The organism is Stenotrophomonas maltophilia, from assembly GCF_023518235.1.
Classification (GTDB): domain Bacteria; phylum Pseudomonadota; class Gammaproteobacteria; order Xanthomonadales; family Xanthomonadaceae; genus Stenotrophomonas.
Window position 1 is genome coordinate 4,156,730 of sequence record NZ_CP090423.1, and the last position, 16,358, is coordinate 4,173,087.

Genomic DNA, 16,358 nt, shown 5'->3' on the forward strand with positions numbered 1-16,358 from the left:
GGATGATCATCGCGGTGATCCCATTGTGCCGACCAACGGTCGGCACACACCACGACCGCGAATCGCTCTTGGGGTTCTGACCGTCCCACCCGTCTTACCCCGCGAACGTACCCGCCGCCGCCACGTACGTCGCCGTGTCCGCACTTCCTGCGGATGACGCCGCGCCCTGCGGCACCGATTACCTGACAGGTTCCCCCATGTTCGATTCCCATCGTCCGGGCCGCGCGCTGCGCCCGTCCCGCCTGTGCATCGCCCTGCTCGCCGCCGGCCTTGCCAGCGCCGCACCGTCGGTGTGGGCGCAGAGTGCCGCCGGCAGCCACGCTGCCCAGCAGCGCTACGACATCCCGGCGCAGCCATTGGATGAAGCGTTGCGCAGCTACATGCGCCAGTCCGGCGTGCAGGTGGTCTATCCGGCCACCCTGGCGCGGGGGGTGACCTCGCGGGCAGTCAGCGGCAGCCTGTCGGCCAGCGAAGCACTGCAACAGTTGTTGCAGGGCAGTGGCCTGGTGGTGCGCCGGGTCGGCGCCGAGGCGGTCACCCTGGAAGCGGCCGCCCCGGCGCAGGCCGACGGTGGCGTGATCGTCACCGACACGCTGAGCGTGGCCGGCGACCGCGTCGACAGCGATGGTGGCAGCGACGAGGCGCGGCTGCTCGACAGCTACCGCAGCGTCGGCTCGACCACCACGCTTAACCGCACGCACCTGGAACGCTTCCGTGGCACCTCCAATGGCGACATCGTCAAGGGCGTGGCCGGTGTCACCGCCGGCGATCCGCGCGTGGGCAACGGCTTCGACGTCAACATCCGTGGCATCCAGGGCCAGAGCCGCGTACCGGTGATCATCGACGGCGGCCAGTCCAGCATGGACACCTATCGCGGCTATGCCGGCCAATCCCAGCGCAGCTACCTCGATCCGGATCTGATCTCCAGCCTGACCATCACCAAGGGCCCGAGCCTGCAGGCCAACGCCTCCGGCGGCATCGGTGGTGTCGTGGAGATGGAAACGCTCAAGGTGGGTGACGTGCTGCGCGAAGGCCGCGATTTCGGCGTGCGCGTGCGTGGTGGCCTGGCCAACGCCAGTGCCAACAACCTGCCGGCCTACAGTGCCGCGCCGCGGAGCGATCGCAGCGCCACCGGCAGCCAGTTCTTCAACGTGGCCGGCGCCGGGCATTGGGATCGTTTCGATCTGGTGGCCGCCTACGCCTACCGCGATAATGGCAACTATTTCTCGGGCAAGCACGGCTACGACGATTTCCCGCAGACGCGTCGCACGCTGGCGCCACTGAATCCGCCGCGCACCGAAGTGTTCAACACCTCCTCGCGCTCGAAGTCCACGCTGCTCAAGGGCACCTGGCGCATCGATGATGCGCAGACCCTGGAAGCGGGCTATCGCCGCTATGAAGGCACGGCCGGCGAGATCATGGCCTCGCAGATCATCCGCGTCGACCGCGACCGCATCCCGCAGTGGGATCCGGGCCATGTCGACATGGACAGCTACAGCCTGCGCTACCGCTTCAATCCGGACAGCGAGTGGGTCGATCTGCGCGTCAATGCTTGGTACACCGACGCCGACAGCGTGATGTACAACAGCCTCACCGGCATCACCCCGTGGTACTTCGACCGCCGCACCGAGTGGTACGACGCCCCCACTTTCAGTGGCGATCCCGGCTACAAGGACGCCTACCGTAACCCGCTGCGGCAGAAGCGCTTCGGCGTGGATGCCAGCAACACCTCGCGGTTCGATACCCGTGCCGGTGCGTTCACGCTTGACTACGGCCTGTCGTACAGCGACGAGGACATCGCACCCGGCAGTTCCGGTCCGGTCATGCACGATGATCTGGTCAACAACCGTTTCCTGCGCAACGCCGAACGCAAGGAATACAGCGCGGTGGCTTCGCTGAAGTGGCAGCCTGACGAACACTGGGAGCTGCTGGCCGGTGGCCGCTGGAACCGCGTGGACGTGCACGACCGCAACCGCCTGGCCACTGCCGATGCGTTCGCCGTGCAGGGCCAGTACCGCTACACCGAACTGCTCAATGGCAACCCGGCGCTGCCGTCGTGGCGGGCCAAGCGCATCGCGCTGCTGAACTGGTACCCGGACGCCAATGGCAACTTCACCCAGCAATCGCTGCTGGCTTCGCCGTACAAGAAGGGCACGGTGGCCGACATTGGCGGCTGGAACTTCTTCGATGCCGATGCGCCACAGGATCTGGAAGTGCCGGTCAGCTGGACCTGGTCGCAGCCGATCCGGCGCCGCGACAGCGCCTTCTCGCCGACCGCCAGCGTGGCCTACCGCTTCAGCCAAGACACCATGGTCTACGTGAAGTACGCCGAAGGCACCAAGCTGCCGAGCCTGTTCGAGACCACGCTGGGCCTGTTCACCGCCGCCAAGCCGGTGGGCGAACTGAAGCCGGAAACCGCGCACAGCTGGGAGATCGGTGCCAGCACGATCCGCTACGACCTGTTCGCCGCAGGCGACCGCCTGGCTTTGAAGCTGGCCTACTTCGATACCCGCATCGACGATCTGATCACCCGCGACTACCGCACGCTGTCGGCTGGCCTGATCCGCAACGTCGATCAGTTCAAGGTCTCGGGCATGGAGTTCCAGTCCAGCTATGACAGCGGCAAACTGTTCGCCGATCTGTCCGCGCACTACTACTTCAAGGCCAAGACCTGCGCGCCGGACATCGCTGCCGAGCGTCGTGCCTATGGCGCGCAGCGCAGGAACGATGAGCTGGCCAACACGCCCAACTGCGTGGATGGCGGCTTCGAGGGCTCGTACACCAACACGCAGAACCCGCCGCGCTACATGGTCAACCTGACCCTGGGCGCGCGCCTGTTCGACGAGCGCCTGACCTTCGGTACCCGCGTGGTCCACAACGCCGGCCCGATCAGCAAGCTGGACAAGGAATGGAACGTGGGCCTGTCGGCGATCCAGCAGCTGTACCGTCCGAACACGCTGGTCGACCTGTTCGCCAGCTGGAACTTCAACGACCAGTGGTCGGTGGAGGCGGGCGTGGACAACCTGACCGACCGCTACTACCTGGACCCGCTGGCCCTGGGCGTGATGCCGGCACCGGGCCGCACCGCGCGCCTGGCGCTGACCTGGAAGTACTGATCAACGGGGTCGGATCCCTTTCCCGTGGAAAGGGCTCTGACCCCATCGGGTCACAACCCGGTCGCGGCCTTCACCGCATCCTCGTGCAGCGCCTCGTTCAGTTCATCCACCACGGTGCTCCACGCCGCATCGGCCTGCAGCGATTCAGACAGGAACTGGCGCTGGGCATCGCTCCAGTAAGGTGCCTCGACCACTTCCACATCGGTGGCCAGCTGGTGTTCGCCGATGAAGCGGGCGATGCCCTCGGCGCTGGCATCCAGGCCCAGCTGCAGGAACAGGTTGGTCATGCGCGGTTCGGTGGTGATCATCGTCTATTCCTGGCGGAAGAAGGAGGATGCCCATTATCGGCGCACATGGCCTTGGGGAAAGCCCCGCGCGGAACGTCTACAGCAGGACGACCCCCTGGCATTTCCCCATGAACGCACATATCGCTCCCGAAGACAGCCGCAGCCTGCGGCTCAAGGCCGCCACCCGCGACAGCCACGGCGCCCTGGACAAGCGCATCATGGCCGGTGACATCTTCGCCGACCGCAGCAACTTCGCCCGCTTCCTGCGCGTGCAGTACCGCTTCCACCGCAGCATCGACGCGCTGTACGCCAACCCGGCACTGGATGCCCTGCTGCCGGACCTGGCCGAGCGCCGTCGCCTGACCCAGGTGGCGCGCGACCTGCAGGATCTGGAGCAGACCGTGCCGGGCGCGGATATCACCGCCCTGCCCACCGACCTGCCGTTGCCGGCCGCCCTGGGCTGGTTGTACGTGGCCGAAGGCTCCAATCTTGGCGGCACCGTGCTGTACAAGATGGCCAACAAGCTCGGCTTGGACCGCGATTTCGGCGCCCGCCACCTGGCTGCCCATCCGGATGGCGCCGCACGCCACTGGCGTGAGTTCACCGCCGCGCTGGATGCCGTGCCGCTGGACGCCGAGCAGGAGCAGCAGGTGATCGAGGCCGCCGATGCCGCCTTCCGGAGTGTGCACGGTCACGTTGAAGTCGAGTTCGACTGATGCACGCCCGTCGCGTGCGGGCGTGCCGCTGATGCGTTGGCTCTGGTTCGCACTGGGCTGGGTGATGGTCGGCCTCGGCGTGATCGGCGCACTGCTGCCGGTGATGCCCACCACGATCTTCCTGATCCTGGCGGTGGGCTGCTTCGCGCGCAGCTCGCCGAAGTTCGAGCAGCGCCTGCTGGCCCATCCGCGCTACGGCCCGTCGCTGCGGCTGTGGCGCGAACAGGGCGCGGTGTCGCGCAAGGGCAAGGCGTTCGCCAGCGCCGGCATGGCGGTGGGCTTCGCCTTGTTCTGCTGGGGTGCGCATCCGTCATGGCGCCTGCTGCTGGGCGTGGGCCTGTTCTTCGCGGTCAGCGCCGGCTATGTGCTCAGTCGCCCTGCACCGCGCATTGAAGCCACGCCGCTGGTGGAAGTGGACGATCTCAACGATGCGCGCGCGGCCCGTCGCCGTGGCGCATCCCCTGATGCTGATGGAACCCGAGATGATGCTGCTTGCTGACCTGGCCCCCGTGGCCGCCCCCGCACTGACCCCGTGGGGTATGTACCTGGCCGCCGACGTGGTGGTGAAGGCGGTGATGATCGCCCTCGCGCTGGCATCGCTGGCCACCTGGACCGTGCTGCTGGCCAAGGGCTGGGAACTGGCCCGGCAGGCGAAGCAGTTGCGTGCGGCGCGCGCGCTGTTGCTGCAGTCCGCACAGTTGCCGGTGCAGAGCGAAGCGGAAAGCCTGCAGCGGGGCAGCGCGCTGGCGATGCTGGAGGCTGCGCGTACCGAACTGCAACTATCGCAGGGGCTGGGCCGTTGCGAGGGCATCAAGGAGCGAGTGGCGTCGCGGCTGGATCGCATCGAGCTGGAAACGGCGCGACAGCAGCGGCGCGGCATCGGCGTACTCGCCAGCATCGGTGCGGTGGCCCCGTTCGTCGGCCTGTTCGGCACGGTGTGGGGCATCATGAACAGCTTCATCGGCATTGCCCACAGCAACACCACCAACCTCGCCGTGGTTGCGCCGGGTATTGCCGAGGCCCTGCTGGCGACCGCGCTGGGCCTGGTCGCAGCGATTCCGGCGGTGCTGGTCTACAACCACTTCAGCCGTGTGCTGGCCGGTCTGCGTGGACTGCTCGGCGACCTGTCTGCCGCGGTACAGCAGCTGGTCTCGCGCGATCTTGATCGTGCCGTTCCGCGTAACGCAGCGGCACCGCTGCGCGCGGTGCACTGAGGTACGACGATGGCGATCAGAACCGCCTCCGACCGCGACGATGCCCCCGAAGAAGCGCACGAGATCAATGTCACGCCCTTCATCGACGTGATGCTGGTGCTGTTGATCATCTTCATGGTGGCCGCGCCGCTGGCCACGGTGTCAGTGCCGGTGCAGCTGCCGGCCAGCAGTGCCAGCGCCACGCCGCCGGAGCAGGCGCCGGTGTATGTGACCGTGCAGGCCGATCTGTCGCTGCGCGTGGGCGAGCAGGCGGTAGCGCGCGACGGGCTGGCGGCGGCGTTGCAGGCCGCTACCCATGGCGACACCGCACAGCGCCTGTTCCTGCGCGCCGATACCCGCGTGCCTTACGGTGAGCTGATGGCCACGTTGGATGCGCTGCGCGCTGCCGGCTACCTGAAGGTAGCGCTGGTTGGCCTGGAGCAGGGCACACGATGAGCGGACTGCGGCGCTGGGCGACCAGCCTGGCGATCGTGCTGCTGGTGCATGCACTGCTGATCGGTGCGGCGTGCTGGTGGGCGGCACCTGCGCCTGCGCCGGCCGCGACTGCGCCGCCCGCTGCATTGATGCTGGAGTTGGCACCGATGGCACAGGCGCCTCCAGCGCCCCCGCGCGAAGTGGCGACGGGACCACTGCAGCAGCAGCAACAGCAGCGGCAGGCGCCCACGCCGCCACCGCGCGAACAGCCCAAGGTGCCTGTGCAGCCCCAGGGTGAGCTGGCGCCGCCGCGTACGCCCGAGCCGATGCCTTCGCCGGACACCGCCGAGGCCAATGTCGCGCAGACCAGCGCACCGCCGCAGGTCGCCGCCGATGCGGCTACGCGCTATACCGCGCCGCAGACCACCGCCGGCGAGCGCAGCCGTGCCGAGGCGACCTGGGAAGGCCGCCTGCTGGGACATCTGCAGAAGCACCGGCGCTATCCGCGCCAGGCCGAGCGACTGCGCCAGCAGGGTGTGGTCTACGTGCGCTTCGCGGTGGCGCGAGATGGCGCCGTCTTCGCTTTGACGTTGGGCCGCAGCAGCGGCTTCGCGCTGCTTGACCAGGAGACGCTGGACACCGTGCAGCGCGCCAACCCGGTGCCGGCGCCGCCGGCCGAAGTGGCCGGCGACCCGGTGCAGGTGATGGTGCCGGTGTCGTTCTTCCTGCGCGGGCGTTGACCTTGTAGAGCCGAGCCGATGCTCGGCTGTTCTCCGACCCCGCAATGCGTAGAGCCGAGCATGGGCTTTGCTCTACAGAAGGCTATTTACAGCAGCGGCACCAGCAGCAGCGCCACGATGTTGATGATCTTGATCAGCGGGTTGATCGCCGGGCCGGCCGTGTCCTTGTACGGGTCACCGACGGTATCGCCGGTCACCGCGGCCTTGTGCGCCTCGCTGCCCTTGCCGCCGAAGTGGCCATCCTCGATGTACTTCTTGGCGTTGTCCCAGGCGCCGCCGCCGGTGGTCATCGAAATGGCCACGAACAGGCCGGTGACGATGGTGCCGATCAGCAGGCCGCCGAGTGCGCGTGGCCCCAGCAGCAGGCCGACCACCACCGGCACCGCCACCGGCAGCAGCGAAGGCACGATCATTTCGCGGATCGCCGAGCGGGTCAGCATGTCCACCGCTTTGTCGTACTGCGGCTTGCCGGTGCCCTGCATGATGCCGGGGATTTCGCGGAACTGGCGGCGCACTTCCTCCACCACCGCACCGGCGGCGCGGCCGACCGCTTCCATCGCCATCGCGCCGAACAGATAGGGAATCAGGCCGCCGATCAGCAGGCCGATGATCACCGTGTGGTCGCTGAGGTCGAAGCGGAATTCCTGGCCCGGGTGCGCGGCCTGCAGGTTGTGGGTGTAGTCGGCGAACAGCACCAGCGCGGCCAGCGCCGCCGAGCCGATGGCATAGCCCTTGGTGACCGCCTTGGTGGTGTTGCCGACCGCATCCAACGGATCGGTGATGTCGCGGATCTCCGAAGGCAGCTCGGCCATTTCGGCGATGCCGCCGGCGTTGTCGGTGATCGGCCCATACGCATCGAGAGCGACGATCATGCCGGCCATCGACAGCATCGCGGTGGCGGCAATGGCGATACCGTACAGGCCACCCAGCGCGAATGCAGCCCAGATCGCCGCGCACACCGCCACCACCGGCAGCGCGGTGGACTTCATCGAGATGCCGAGGCCGGCAATGATGTTGGTACCGTGGCCGGTGGTCGAGGCCTGCGCCACGTGCTGCACCGGCTTGTACTGGGTACCGGTGTAGTACTCGGTGATCCACACGATCAGGCCGGTCAGCACCAGGCCGATCAGCGCGCAGCCATACAGCGCCATCGGCCCGTGCACGTTGTCGCTCATCAGCCCGGTGGTGATCGGGTAGAACGCGATCGCGGCCAGCACGCCGGAGACGATCACGCCCTTGTACAGCGCGCCCATGATCGAGCCGCCCGGCTTCACCTTGACGAACAGCGCACCGATGATCGAGGCGATGATCGACACGCCGCCGAGTACCAGCGGGTACAGAACCGCATTGGCACCGGCTTCGGCCAGCATCAGGCTGCCCAGCAGCATCGTTGCGATGACGGTGACCGCATAGGTCTCGAACAGATCGGCGGCCATGCCGGCGCAGTCGCCGACGTTGTCACCGACGTTGTCAGCGATCACCGCCGGGTTGCGCGGATCATCCTCGGGAATGCCGGCTTCGACCTTGCCGACCAGGTCGGCGCCCACATCGGCGCCCTTGGTGAAGATGCCACCGCCCAGACGCGCGAAGATCGAGATCAGCGATGAGCCAAATGCCAGCCCGACCAGCGCGTGCAGTGCCTGTTCCATCGGCAGGCCCATGCGCAGCAGCAGCGCGTAGTAACCGGCCACGCCCAGCAGGCCCAGCCCGACCACCAGCATGCCGGTGATCGCGCCGCCGCGGAACGCCACGTCCATGGCCGCGCTGATGCCGTTGCGCGCGGCCTCGGCGGTGCGCACGTTGGCGCGTACCGAGACATTCATGCCGATGTAGCCGGCCGCGCCGGACAGCACTGCACCGACTGCGAAACCAATCGCGGTGTACCAGCTCAGGAACACCCCGACCAGCACGAACAGCACCACGCCGGCCACGCCGATGGTCAGGTACTGGCGGTTGAGGTAGGCACGCGCACCTTCCTGGATCGCGGTGGCGATGGCGACCATGCGTTCATTGCCGGTGGGTTGGCGCAGGATCCAGCGCGCCGAGACGATTCCGAACAGGATTGCGAGGATGGCGCAGCCCAGCGCCAGTGACAGCCCGTGACGTTCCAGCATTAGACCCCTCCGCAGAATGGATGTAGGCATCCAGTGGCGATGAACGGCACCACGAGGGGGACGACGGGCTGCAGCCTGGAACCAACCCGTACCGACCTTGGCGGTCGTCCGACGTATGGCGGTGTTCAGCATTCCCTGGTGGCTGCAGTATGCGTTCACCGCCCCGTAGAGTCGAGCTTGCTCGACTGCCGCTCGACTGCCGCTCGACTGCCGCTCGGGGTAAAGCACGATCACGCCCTTTGCACCCCGTTAAGCCAATCTCTGCAAGCCTGCGCACAGTCCTGTCGGAGAATCTCCATGCGCCTGTCCCTGTTGATGCTTGCCGCTCTGGTCCCGGCCGTACCGGCACTGGCCGCCGAGACCCCGGAACTGCAACGTGCCGTCGGTGCACCGCAGGCGGTGGGCGCCGTGCACACCTTGCGGCAGATTCCCGAGGCCTGCGCACGCCTGGAGGGCGCGTTCACCGGCCAGGCCGCCGAGCCGTACCGCTTCTCTGCTGTGCGCACCAGCGAACAGTGCCAGCCGCGCGCTCGCTTCGTCGACTACGCCAAGGCCCAGCCGAGCGCCGACAAGGGCTGGAAACTCAATGATGTGATCCGCGTGCCCAGCGTCGCGTGTCCCGAACAGCAGGCCGTGGTGCGCGTCTGGCGCCTGCCGGTGAACAACAGCCAGGCGTTGGACGGACAGGGCCAGTCGCGGATCTACCTGGAAGAAGCAAAGAAGCAGGCCGCGGCCGGCCAGATCCCGAAGGTGACGATGTTTGCCGCGCAGTTGCAGATGGAAGGCAAGGCCTGCAACTGAGGCCGTCCGGCAGCGCGAATCCACCCATGGCGTGGATCCAGTGTGACCCTCGGGCACGGATCCAGGTAGTGCCGGCCGCTGGCTGGCAACCCTGCCATCATTCGACCAGCGTTGCCCCGCGCGCCATCAGCAGCTCTCGCAGCGCCTTGCGGTGGCAATGCGCTTCATCCTCACAGTAGCACCCCACACTGATGTCGCTGTGCTGCGACAGTGCGGCCAGCAGGTCCAGCGCGTGGGCCGCAGCCGGCGTCTTCATTTCGGCCTTGTAGTGGCGGAAGAAGGCGTTCCACTGGGCCGCGCCCTGCGCCGCCTGCGCCTGGTTCACCAGTTCCGCGCTGGGTGCCAGGGTCGGGAACCAGACGTCGTACCAGTCCTGCCGGGCGAACTCGCTGCGCAGCACGCCACGCGGCGGTCGCCGCACCGTGCCGATGCGCAGGCCCTCGCCATCGGCGCGCGGCGTACCGAGTCGAACAACACGCAGTGCCATGATGCTCCTCGATGAAAGGGGACGGAGGGGATTAAGTCGTATTCAACCCTTTGCTGGCGCTGAAGGGGGGCAGAGGGCGGATACGACGTAATCCCCTCCGTCCCCTTTTTCGGGTCAGCCCTCGAACGGTGGCAGCTTCTGCTTCACTGCCACGTTCTTCAGCGTGACGTACTTGGGCAGGCCGTCGGCGCCGTAGGGCAGCGGGGCTTCGCCCTTGATCAGCGGTGAGAGGTAGGCGCGGGCCTTGGCGGTGATGCCGAAGCCATCGCGGCGAATGAAGCCGGCCGGCATCTTCTTCTCGTGGTTGGCGATCTTCGACAGTGGCGCCGCTTCGATCTTCCAGCGGTACGGTGCATCACTGCTGCGCACGATCACCGGCATCACCCCGTTCTGGCCCTTCAGCGCCAGCTGCACGGCGGCCTTGCCCACCGCCTGCGCCTGCTCCCAGTCGGTCCTGCTGGCCAGGTGACGGGCCGAGCGCTGCAGGTAATCGGGCAGGGCCCAATGTACCTTCAGGCCCAGCTGATCCTTGACCCGGCCGGCCAGGTGCGCGGCCACGCCACCCAGCTGCGAGTGGCCGAACGAGTCCTTGCCGCCGCCGGCGTCGGCGACGAAGCGGCCATCGGCAGTGGCGATGCCCTCCGAGGCCACCACCACGCAGTAGCCGACGCGCTCGACCACCGCCTTCACCTTGGCCAGGAACACCGCCTCGTCGTAGGCGCGCTCGGGCAACAGGATGATGTGCGGGGCTTCGTCGTCGCCATTGCCGGCCAGGCCGGCGGCCGCGGCCAGCCAGCCGGCGTGGCGGCCCATCGCCTCGTAGATGAAGACGCGGGTGGAAGTTTCGGCCATCGCCGCCACATCCAGCGCCGCCTCGCGTACCGATACGGCGGTGTACTTGGCCGCCGAGCCGAAGCCGGGGCAGGTGTCGGTCACCGCCAGGTCGTTGTCGATGGTCTTGGGCACGCCGATGCAGGTCAGGTCGTAGCCGGAGGCCTTGGCCAGCTGCGAGACCTTCAGCGCGGTGTCGGCCGAGTCGTTGCCGCCGTTGTAGAGGAACCAGCGCACGTCGTGCGCGCGCAGTACCTCCAGCAGGCGGTCGTAGCGGGCGCGGTCGGCGTCCAGCGATTTCAGCTTGACCCGGCACGAGCCGAACGCGCCGCCCGGGGTATGGGCCAGGGCGCGGATGGCGGCGGCGCTCTCCTTGCTGGTGTCGATCAGCTCCTCGCGCAGCGCGCCGAGGATGCCGTTGCGGGCGGCCAGCACCTTGATGCCCTTGGCCCGGGCCTGCTCGATCACTGCCGCCGCGGTGGCGTTGATGACTGCGGTGACACCGCCGGACTGGGCGTAGAGGAGAGTACCGTTGCGCATGCTTCTACCTGCTCGGGGGAGGGGACATTGCAGGGACATTACCCGGATGCGGTAAAGTGGCGCTATTGCGGTGCAGCGATACCGGTCCGTCCGGGGCGCGAACCTTCTTTGTTTTCAACACGTTGGAGTCAGGTCAATGCGATTGGTTCTGTTGGGACCGCCCGGTTCGGGCAAGGGGACACAGGCGACGCGCCTGAAGGAAAAGCTGGGGATCGCCCACATTTCGACCGGTGACATGCTGCGCGCGGAAATCGCCGCGGGCACGGAGCTGGGCAAGCAGGCCAAGACGGTGATGGATGCCGGCAACCTGGTGTCGGACGACATCCTGCTGGGCATGCTGGAGTCGCGCCTGACCCAGGCCGATGTCGCCAAGGGCTTCATCCTTGATGGCTACCCGCGCAATGTGGCCCAGGCCAATGCGATGGACGGCCTGCTGGCCAAGATCGGCCAGCCGCTGGACGCTGTGGTGCAGCTGGACGTGGCCACCGAGCTGCTGGTCGACCGCATCGCCGGTCGCGCCAAGGAGCAGGGTCGCGCAGACGACAATCCGGAATCGGTGCGCCAGCGCCTGCAGGTCTACAACGACCAGACCGCCCCGGTGGTCGATTTCTACGCCGGCCGTGGAACCCTGGCCCGCGTCGATGGCGTGGGCGAACTGGACGAGATCGAAGCCCGCATCCTGGCGGCGATCAAGGCCTGATCCGGCCGGGCCGGCACACGCTGCCGGCCCCTCGGGCGCAAAAAACACAGGCCTGGTCCGCGAGGATCAGGCCTGTGTCATTTCATAGGCGCCAGCGAAGGGCTTGCTCAGGGCCCCGCAGCATGAGCTCCCTTGGGGATGGCCTCTTGGGGAGTAGGACCGGTTCGGGTACTGCGGCTGGCAGTTCGAATTGTGTCCGGGTTCACAGAACATCGCTATCGGGAATTCCCTGACAGAAGATTGGAGTTTTCTCACATCCGTTGTAGGGGTTGTCTTACCCCTGAGCAGACATTGGCCCTATACAGCTGTCATCGGTCACAATCCTCGGTCATGAGCAGCGTACATATCCTTGCAATCGCCGGCACCTTCATGGGTGGCGTGGCCGCCCTGGCGCGGGAACTGGGCCATCCGGTCAGTGGCAGCGACCAGGCCATCTATCCGCCGATGTCGACCCAGCTGGAGCAGCTGGGCATCACCCTGGACCAGGGCTACCGCGCCGACAGCGTGCCGGCCGGTACCGGCCAGGTGGTGATCGGCAACGCACTGTCGCGTGGCAATCCGGCCGTGGAAGCGGTGCTTGACGCCGGCCAGCGCTACATTTCCGGTGCGCAGTGGCTGTCCGAACAGGTGCTGCCGGGCCGCGACACCCTGGCCGTGGCCGGCACCCACGGCAAGACCACCACCACCACCATCCTCACCTGGCTGCTGGAAAGCGCCGGGCGTTCGCCGGGCTTCCTGATCGGTGGCGTGGCCGAGGACTTCGGCGTTTCCGCACGCCTGGGCCAGGGCCGCGAGTTCGTGGTCGAGGCCGATGAATACGACACCGCCTTCTTCGACAAGCGCAGCAAGTTCGTGCACTACCGGCCGCTGGTGGCCATCCTCAACAACCTTGAGTACGACCACGCCGACATCTTCCCGGATGTGGCCGCGATCCAGCGCCAGTTCCATCATCTGGTGCGCACGGTGCCGGCGCGTGGCCGCCTGATCGTCAACGGTGAGGACCAGCACCTGGCCGAGGTGCTGGCGATGGGCTGCTGGACCCCGGTCGAGCGCTTCGGCTTCGACCCGTCGCTGGAATGGCATGCCGAACTGCTGGCCGCCGATGGCAGTGCGTTCCGCGTGCACCACCGCGGGCAGGCATTGGGTGATGTGCAGTGGTCGCTGCTGGGCCGGCACAACGTGCTCAACGGTCTGGCCGCGCTTGCTGCCGCGCATGCCGTGGGCGTGGCGCCGGCCGAGGTGATCCCGGCATTGGCACGTTTCCGCAGCGTCAAGCGACGCATGGAAGTGATCGGCAGCCATGACGGCATCACCGTCTACGACGATTTCGCCCATCACCCGACCGCGATTGCCACCACGCTGGAAGGCCTGCGTGCCAAGGTCGGCGATGCGCGCATCGTGGTCGCGATGGAGCCGCGCAGCAATTCGATGCGGCTGGGCGCGCATGCGCAGGCGCTGGCGCCGTCGCTGGCGCTGGCCGACGAAGTGGTGTTCCTGCACCGTCCGGAACTGGCCTGGGATGCGGCGTCGGTGATCGCCGCGGTACGCGGCCAAGCCCATGCCGTGCCGGATACCGACGCGCTGCTGGCGCAGCTGCAATCGAGCGCACGCCGCGGCGACCATGTGGTGTTCATGTCCAACGGCGGCTTCGACGGCGCACCGCGCCGCTTCCTGGCGGCGCTGCAGGCCCGATGAGCAACGACGGATCGCTGCCGCTGTTTCCGCTGCACACCACGCTGGTACCGGGGGCGGCGGTGGGCCTGCGCGTGTTCGAGCGGCGTTATCTGGATCTGGTCCGCGACTGCGGTCGCAGCGGCGAAGGCTTTGGCGTCTGCCTGATCCTCGACGGCCAGGAAGTGGGGGCTCCGGCAACGCCGGCGGCCTACGGCGTGCAGGTGCGCATCGAAGATTTCGATGTCGGCGCCGATGGCGTGCTGCAGCTGCGCCTGCGTGGTACGCGGCGTTTCCACGTCGAACGTACCCGCGTGCGCGACAACGGGCTGGTGGTGGCCGACGTGCGCTGGTGCGAGCAGGACCCTGACGACGAACTGCGGCCGCAGCATGCGCTGCTGGCCACGGTGCTGGGGCACATCATCGAACAGGCCGGCGAGGCCTATGCGCCGGCCACCCCGGCGCTGCTGGACCAGGCCAGCTGGGTCGGCTGGCGGTTGGCCGAACTGCTGCCGCTGAGCGAGCAGCAGCGGTTGCAGCTGCTGCAGCTGGATGACCCGCACCAGCGTCTGCAGCAGTTGCTGGGCTGGATGCCGTAAGAGCCATCCACGCATGGCGTGCATCTGCTGTAGAGCCGAGCCTATGCTCGGCTTGATGGATTCCGCGAAGAGCAGCCGAGCATGGGCTCGGCTCTACAGTGGGTGATCGCGACCGGTACCCGTCAGGGCGTGGCGGTCTTCAAGCGCAGCACCGGCAAGCCGGTTTCGCTGTGTGCGTCCTCGCGCTGCGGCAGGCCCTGCACAGCCTCCTTCACCGCGTTCATCGCCGGATCCACGCCGCGCACCGGGTGCCACATGCCGATCCACTGGAAGTGGCGCTCGTAGCGCAGCGTCTGCGCACTGCCCAGCCATAACGGAGTGGCGCCCGGCTGCAACTGCACCGGGGCCGGCCACAGGCGCAGCACGTAGCGTTCGTCCGGCCTGGCGCCCTGGCGCACCATCAGCAGTGCTTCCACGCGCGTGTCCAGCGTGGCCGGCAGGACCGGCAGTTCGTCGGCGCCGGTGTTCTTGTCCAGCATCAGCAGCGCTTCCTGCCAGCCGGCCTGTTCCTGCCGCTTCCAGCCGCGCGCTTCCAGCTGCGCCTGCAGCGGTGCCAACGGGCCGGCCACCTGCACGTCCAGCGGCCAGCGCTGGTCGTCGTCGAATTCGTTGCGGCGCGCCGGCAGCTGCGCCCAGTCATGCTGCCACCAGGCCTGCATGTCCATCGCCTGCGGTGCCGGCAGGGTGGGTTCGAAGCGCTCCAGCTTCACCGGGATGTTGCGCGGTGCGTACCACATCGCTGCCACCGCGAAGACGCCGTAGAACAGCCACGCTACCGGCTTCACCCAGAACGAGCGGTTGAAGCGGCGGCGGTAGGCGATGCCCAGCACCAGCAGCCAGAACGTGCCGAACAGCATGCCGCCGATCACATCGCTCAGCCAGTGCGCGCCCAGGTACAGGCGGGCGAAGCCGATCAGGCTGACCACGATGCCCGACACCAGGTACGGCCAGACGCGGGTACGGCCGGGCATCTCGCGCGCGATCAGCACCGCGAAGAAGCCGAAGGTGATGGTGGCCATGGTCACCGACACCGACGGGAAGCCGAAGCCGCTGCTGGCATCGAGCGGGCGCACCACGTCCACGGTGGCACCCAGCAGCATGGTCAGCGCCAGGCCGAAGGCCAGGGCGGCCAGCCAATGCGCGGCGGCCATCCAGCGTCGGCGCCAGATCAGGTAGCCCATCGCTGCCGCCGTGGCCGGCAGCAGCACCTGCCAGGCACCCAGTGAGGCCAGCGCGGCCATCGGATAGTCGGCCAGCGGGTTGCGCAGCGCCAGCATGGCCTGGTGCACCAGCAGATCGACCGCCAGCGGTTCGCCGTGGGCGACCACCACGGTCAGCAGTGCGAACCAGCCCCAGCCCAGCAACAGCAGCATCAGCGCCAGCATCGCCAGCGGCACCGACTCGCGGCGTTTCGGGTCCAGCACACCCACCGTGTAGCGGCCCAGCGTCGGGTGGCGGTTGGACCAGTCCAGCAGGCGCGCCAGCCAGTTGTCCATGCGCGCGGCCGACCAGCGGTAGCCGTACAGCACGATGGCCCAGACCAGGCCCAGGATCACCACCAGCAGGCCGACCACCACCACCAGCCGCCCGGCGACGGCGGCGACCGCGTCATACGCCTCGCCGAGGATCCAGCCCGGCGCCAGGAACAGCACCGCCCAGGAAATGCTGGCAATGCCGCTGGCCTGCACGTAGCGGCTGGCCGGCATCTTCATCATGCCGGCGATGGCCGGTACGAACGGCCGGATCGCGCCGACATAGCGCGCCACCAGGATGCTCTTGAAGGCATTGCGGCGGAACAGGTTCTCGCCACGGTCGAGCAACTGCGGATAGCGGCTGAACGGCCACACGCCACGCAGGCGGTCGCCCCAGCGGCGGCCGATCCAGTAACTGATGCCGTCGCCGGCAAAGGCGCCCAGCGCTGCGGCGGCCACCGCATACGGCCCGGAGATCTGGCCCAGGCCGATGAACACACCTACCGCGAACAGCAACGGCAGCGCCGGAACGATGGCGCCGAGAATGATGACCGCATCGCAGAAGGCGATGAGGAAGATGACAGCACCCGCCAGTACGGGGTGAGCGGCAATCCACGCGAGCGTGGCGTCGATCCATGAAGAGTCCATTGCCCGAT

General features: G+C 67.7%; 15 protein-coding genes. 10 read left to right on the forward strand and 5 right to left on the reverse strand.

Annotated elements, in window-relative coordinates; all coding sequences use genetic code 11:
• Positions 1 to 197 precede the first annotated feature (197 nt).
• A complete protein-coding gene (locus LZ605_RS19305; protein ID WP_249842933.1) occupies positions 198 to 3,116 on the forward strand; it encodes a TonB-dependent receptor in 2,919 nt (972 codons plus the stop codon).
• A gap of 50 nt (positions 3,117 to 3,166) precedes the next feature.
• Here the strand turns inward: LZ605_RS19305 and LZ605_RS19310 are convergent, their stop codons facing one another.
• Positions 3,167 to 3,424: a DUF2789 domain-containing protein gene (locus tag LZ605_RS19310; RefSeq protein ID WP_249842934.1), complete on the reverse strand. Its 258-nt coding sequence runs from the start codon at positions 3,422 to 3,424 to the stop codon at positions 3,167 to 3,169.
• Between the two features lie 107 nt (positions 3,425 to 3,531).
• Between LZ605_RS19310 and LZ605_RS19315 the strand changes: the two genes are divergently transcribed.
• From LZ605_RS19315 to LZ605_RS19335, 5 genes are read left to right on the forward strand one after another with little or no spacing between them, the layout of a single operon-like run.
• A complete protein-coding gene (locus tag LZ605_RS19315) occupies positions 3,532 to 4,119 on the forward strand; it encodes a biliverdin-producing heme oxygenase (protein WP_249842935.1) in 588 nt (195 codons plus the stop codon).
• Between the two features lie 31 nt (positions 4,120 to 4,150).
• The gene (locus LZ605_RS19320) at positions 4,151 to 4,618 is read left to right on the forward strand and encodes a YbaN family protein (protein ID WP_279920375.1); all 468 of its coding nucleotides are present in this window, start codon (positions 4,151 to 4,153) and stop codon (positions 4,616 to 4,618) included.
• A complete protein-coding gene (exbB, locus tag LZ605_RS19325) occupies positions 4,605 to 5,333 on the forward strand; it encodes a tonB-system energizer ExbB (protein ID WP_249844957.1) in 729 nt (242 codons plus the stop codon). The genes LZ605_RS19320 and exbB overlap by 14 nt, the downstream gene beginning before the upstream one ends.
• 9 nt (positions 5,334 to 5,342) lie before the next feature.
• A complete protein-coding gene (exbD, locus tag LZ605_RS19330; protein ID WP_249842937.1) occupies positions 5,343 to 5,768 on the forward strand; it encodes a TonB system transport protein ExbD in 426 nt (141 codons plus the stop codon).
• Positions 5,765 to 6,487: an energy transducer TonB gene (locus tag LZ605_RS19335; protein WP_249842938.1), complete on the forward strand. Its 723-nt coding sequence runs from the start codon at positions 5,765 to 5,767 to the stop codon at positions 6,485 to 6,487. The genes exbD and LZ605_RS19335 overlap by 4 nt, the downstream gene beginning before the upstream one ends.
• Positions 6,488 to 6,573: 86 nt before the next feature.
• Here LZ605_RS19335 and LZ605_RS19340 read toward each other — a convergent pair whose 3' ends face one another.
• On the reverse strand, positions 6,574 to 8,601 hold the full coding sequence (locus tag LZ605_RS19340; RefSeq protein WP_249842939.1) for a sodium-translocating pyrophosphatase: 2,028 nt from the start codon (positions 8,599 to 8,601) through the stop codon (positions 6,574 to 6,576).
• Between the two features lie 297 nt (positions 8,602 to 8,898).
• On the opposite strand from LZ605_RS19340, the gene LZ605_RS19345 reads away from it, so the two are divergent.
• Positions 8,899 to 9,402: a hypothetical protein gene (locus LZ605_RS19345; RefSeq protein ID WP_249842940.1), complete on the forward strand. Its 504-nt coding sequence runs from the start codon at positions 8,899 to 8,901 to the stop codon at positions 9,400 to 9,402.
• A gap of 97 nt (positions 9,403 to 9,499) precedes the next feature.
• Here the strand turns inward: LZ605_RS19345 and LZ605_RS19350 are convergent, their stop codons facing one another.
• Both LZ605_RS19350 and LZ605_RS19355 read right to left on the reverse strand, forming a co-directional pair.
• Positions 9,500 to 9,889, reverse strand: coding sequence for a DUF488 domain-containing protein (locus LZ605_RS19350; protein WP_249842941.1), 390 nt, complete (start codon positions 9,887 to 9,889; stop codon positions 9,500 to 9,502).
• A 114-nt stretch (positions 9,890 to 10,003) separates the two neighbouring features.
• The gene (locus LZ605_RS19355) at positions 10,004 to 11,260 is read right to left on the reverse strand and encodes a 6-phosphofructokinase (protein WP_249842942.1); all 1,257 of its coding nucleotides are present in this window, start codon (positions 11,258 to 11,260) and stop codon (positions 10,004 to 10,006) included.
• A 136-nt stretch (positions 11,261 to 11,396) separates the two neighbouring features.
• On the opposite strand from LZ605_RS19355, the gene LZ605_RS19360 reads away from it, so the two are divergent.
• From LZ605_RS19360 to LZ605_RS19370, 3 genes are all read left to right on the forward strand, one after another.
• A complete protein-coding gene (locus tag LZ605_RS19360) occupies positions 11,397 to 11,960 on the forward strand; it encodes an adenylate kinase (protein ID WP_107231620.1) in 564 nt (187 codons plus the stop codon).
• A gap of 330 nt (positions 11,961 to 12,290) precedes the next feature.
• Positions 12,291 to 13,655: a UDP-N-acetylmuramate:L-alanyl-gamma-D-glutamyl-meso-diaminopimelate ligase gene (gene mpl, locus LZ605_RS19365; RefSeq protein WP_249842943.1), complete on the forward strand. Its 1,365-nt coding sequence runs from the start codon at positions 12,291 to 12,293 to the stop codon at positions 13,653 to 13,655.
• Positions 13,652 to 14,230 (forward strand): LON peptidase substrate-binding domain-containing protein, encoded by a 579-nt coding sequence (locus LZ605_RS19370; RefSeq protein WP_249842944.1) that lies wholly within the window; start codon positions 13,652 to 13,654, stop codon positions 14,228 to 14,230. The genes mpl and LZ605_RS19370 overlap by 4 nt, the downstream gene beginning before the upstream one ends.
• 122 nt (positions 14,231 to 14,352) lie before the next feature.
• Here LZ605_RS19370 and LZ605_RS19375 read toward each other — a convergent pair whose 3' ends face one another.
• Positions 14,353 to 16,350 carry a bifunctional DedA family/phosphatase PAP2 family protein gene (locus tag LZ605_RS19375; protein ID WP_249842945.1) on the reverse strand — a complete coding sequence of 666 codons (1,998 nt, stop codon included), beginning with the start codon at positions 16,348 to 16,350 and terminating at the stop codon, positions 14,353 to 14,355.
• Positions 16,351 to 16,358: the final 8 nt, after the last annotated feature.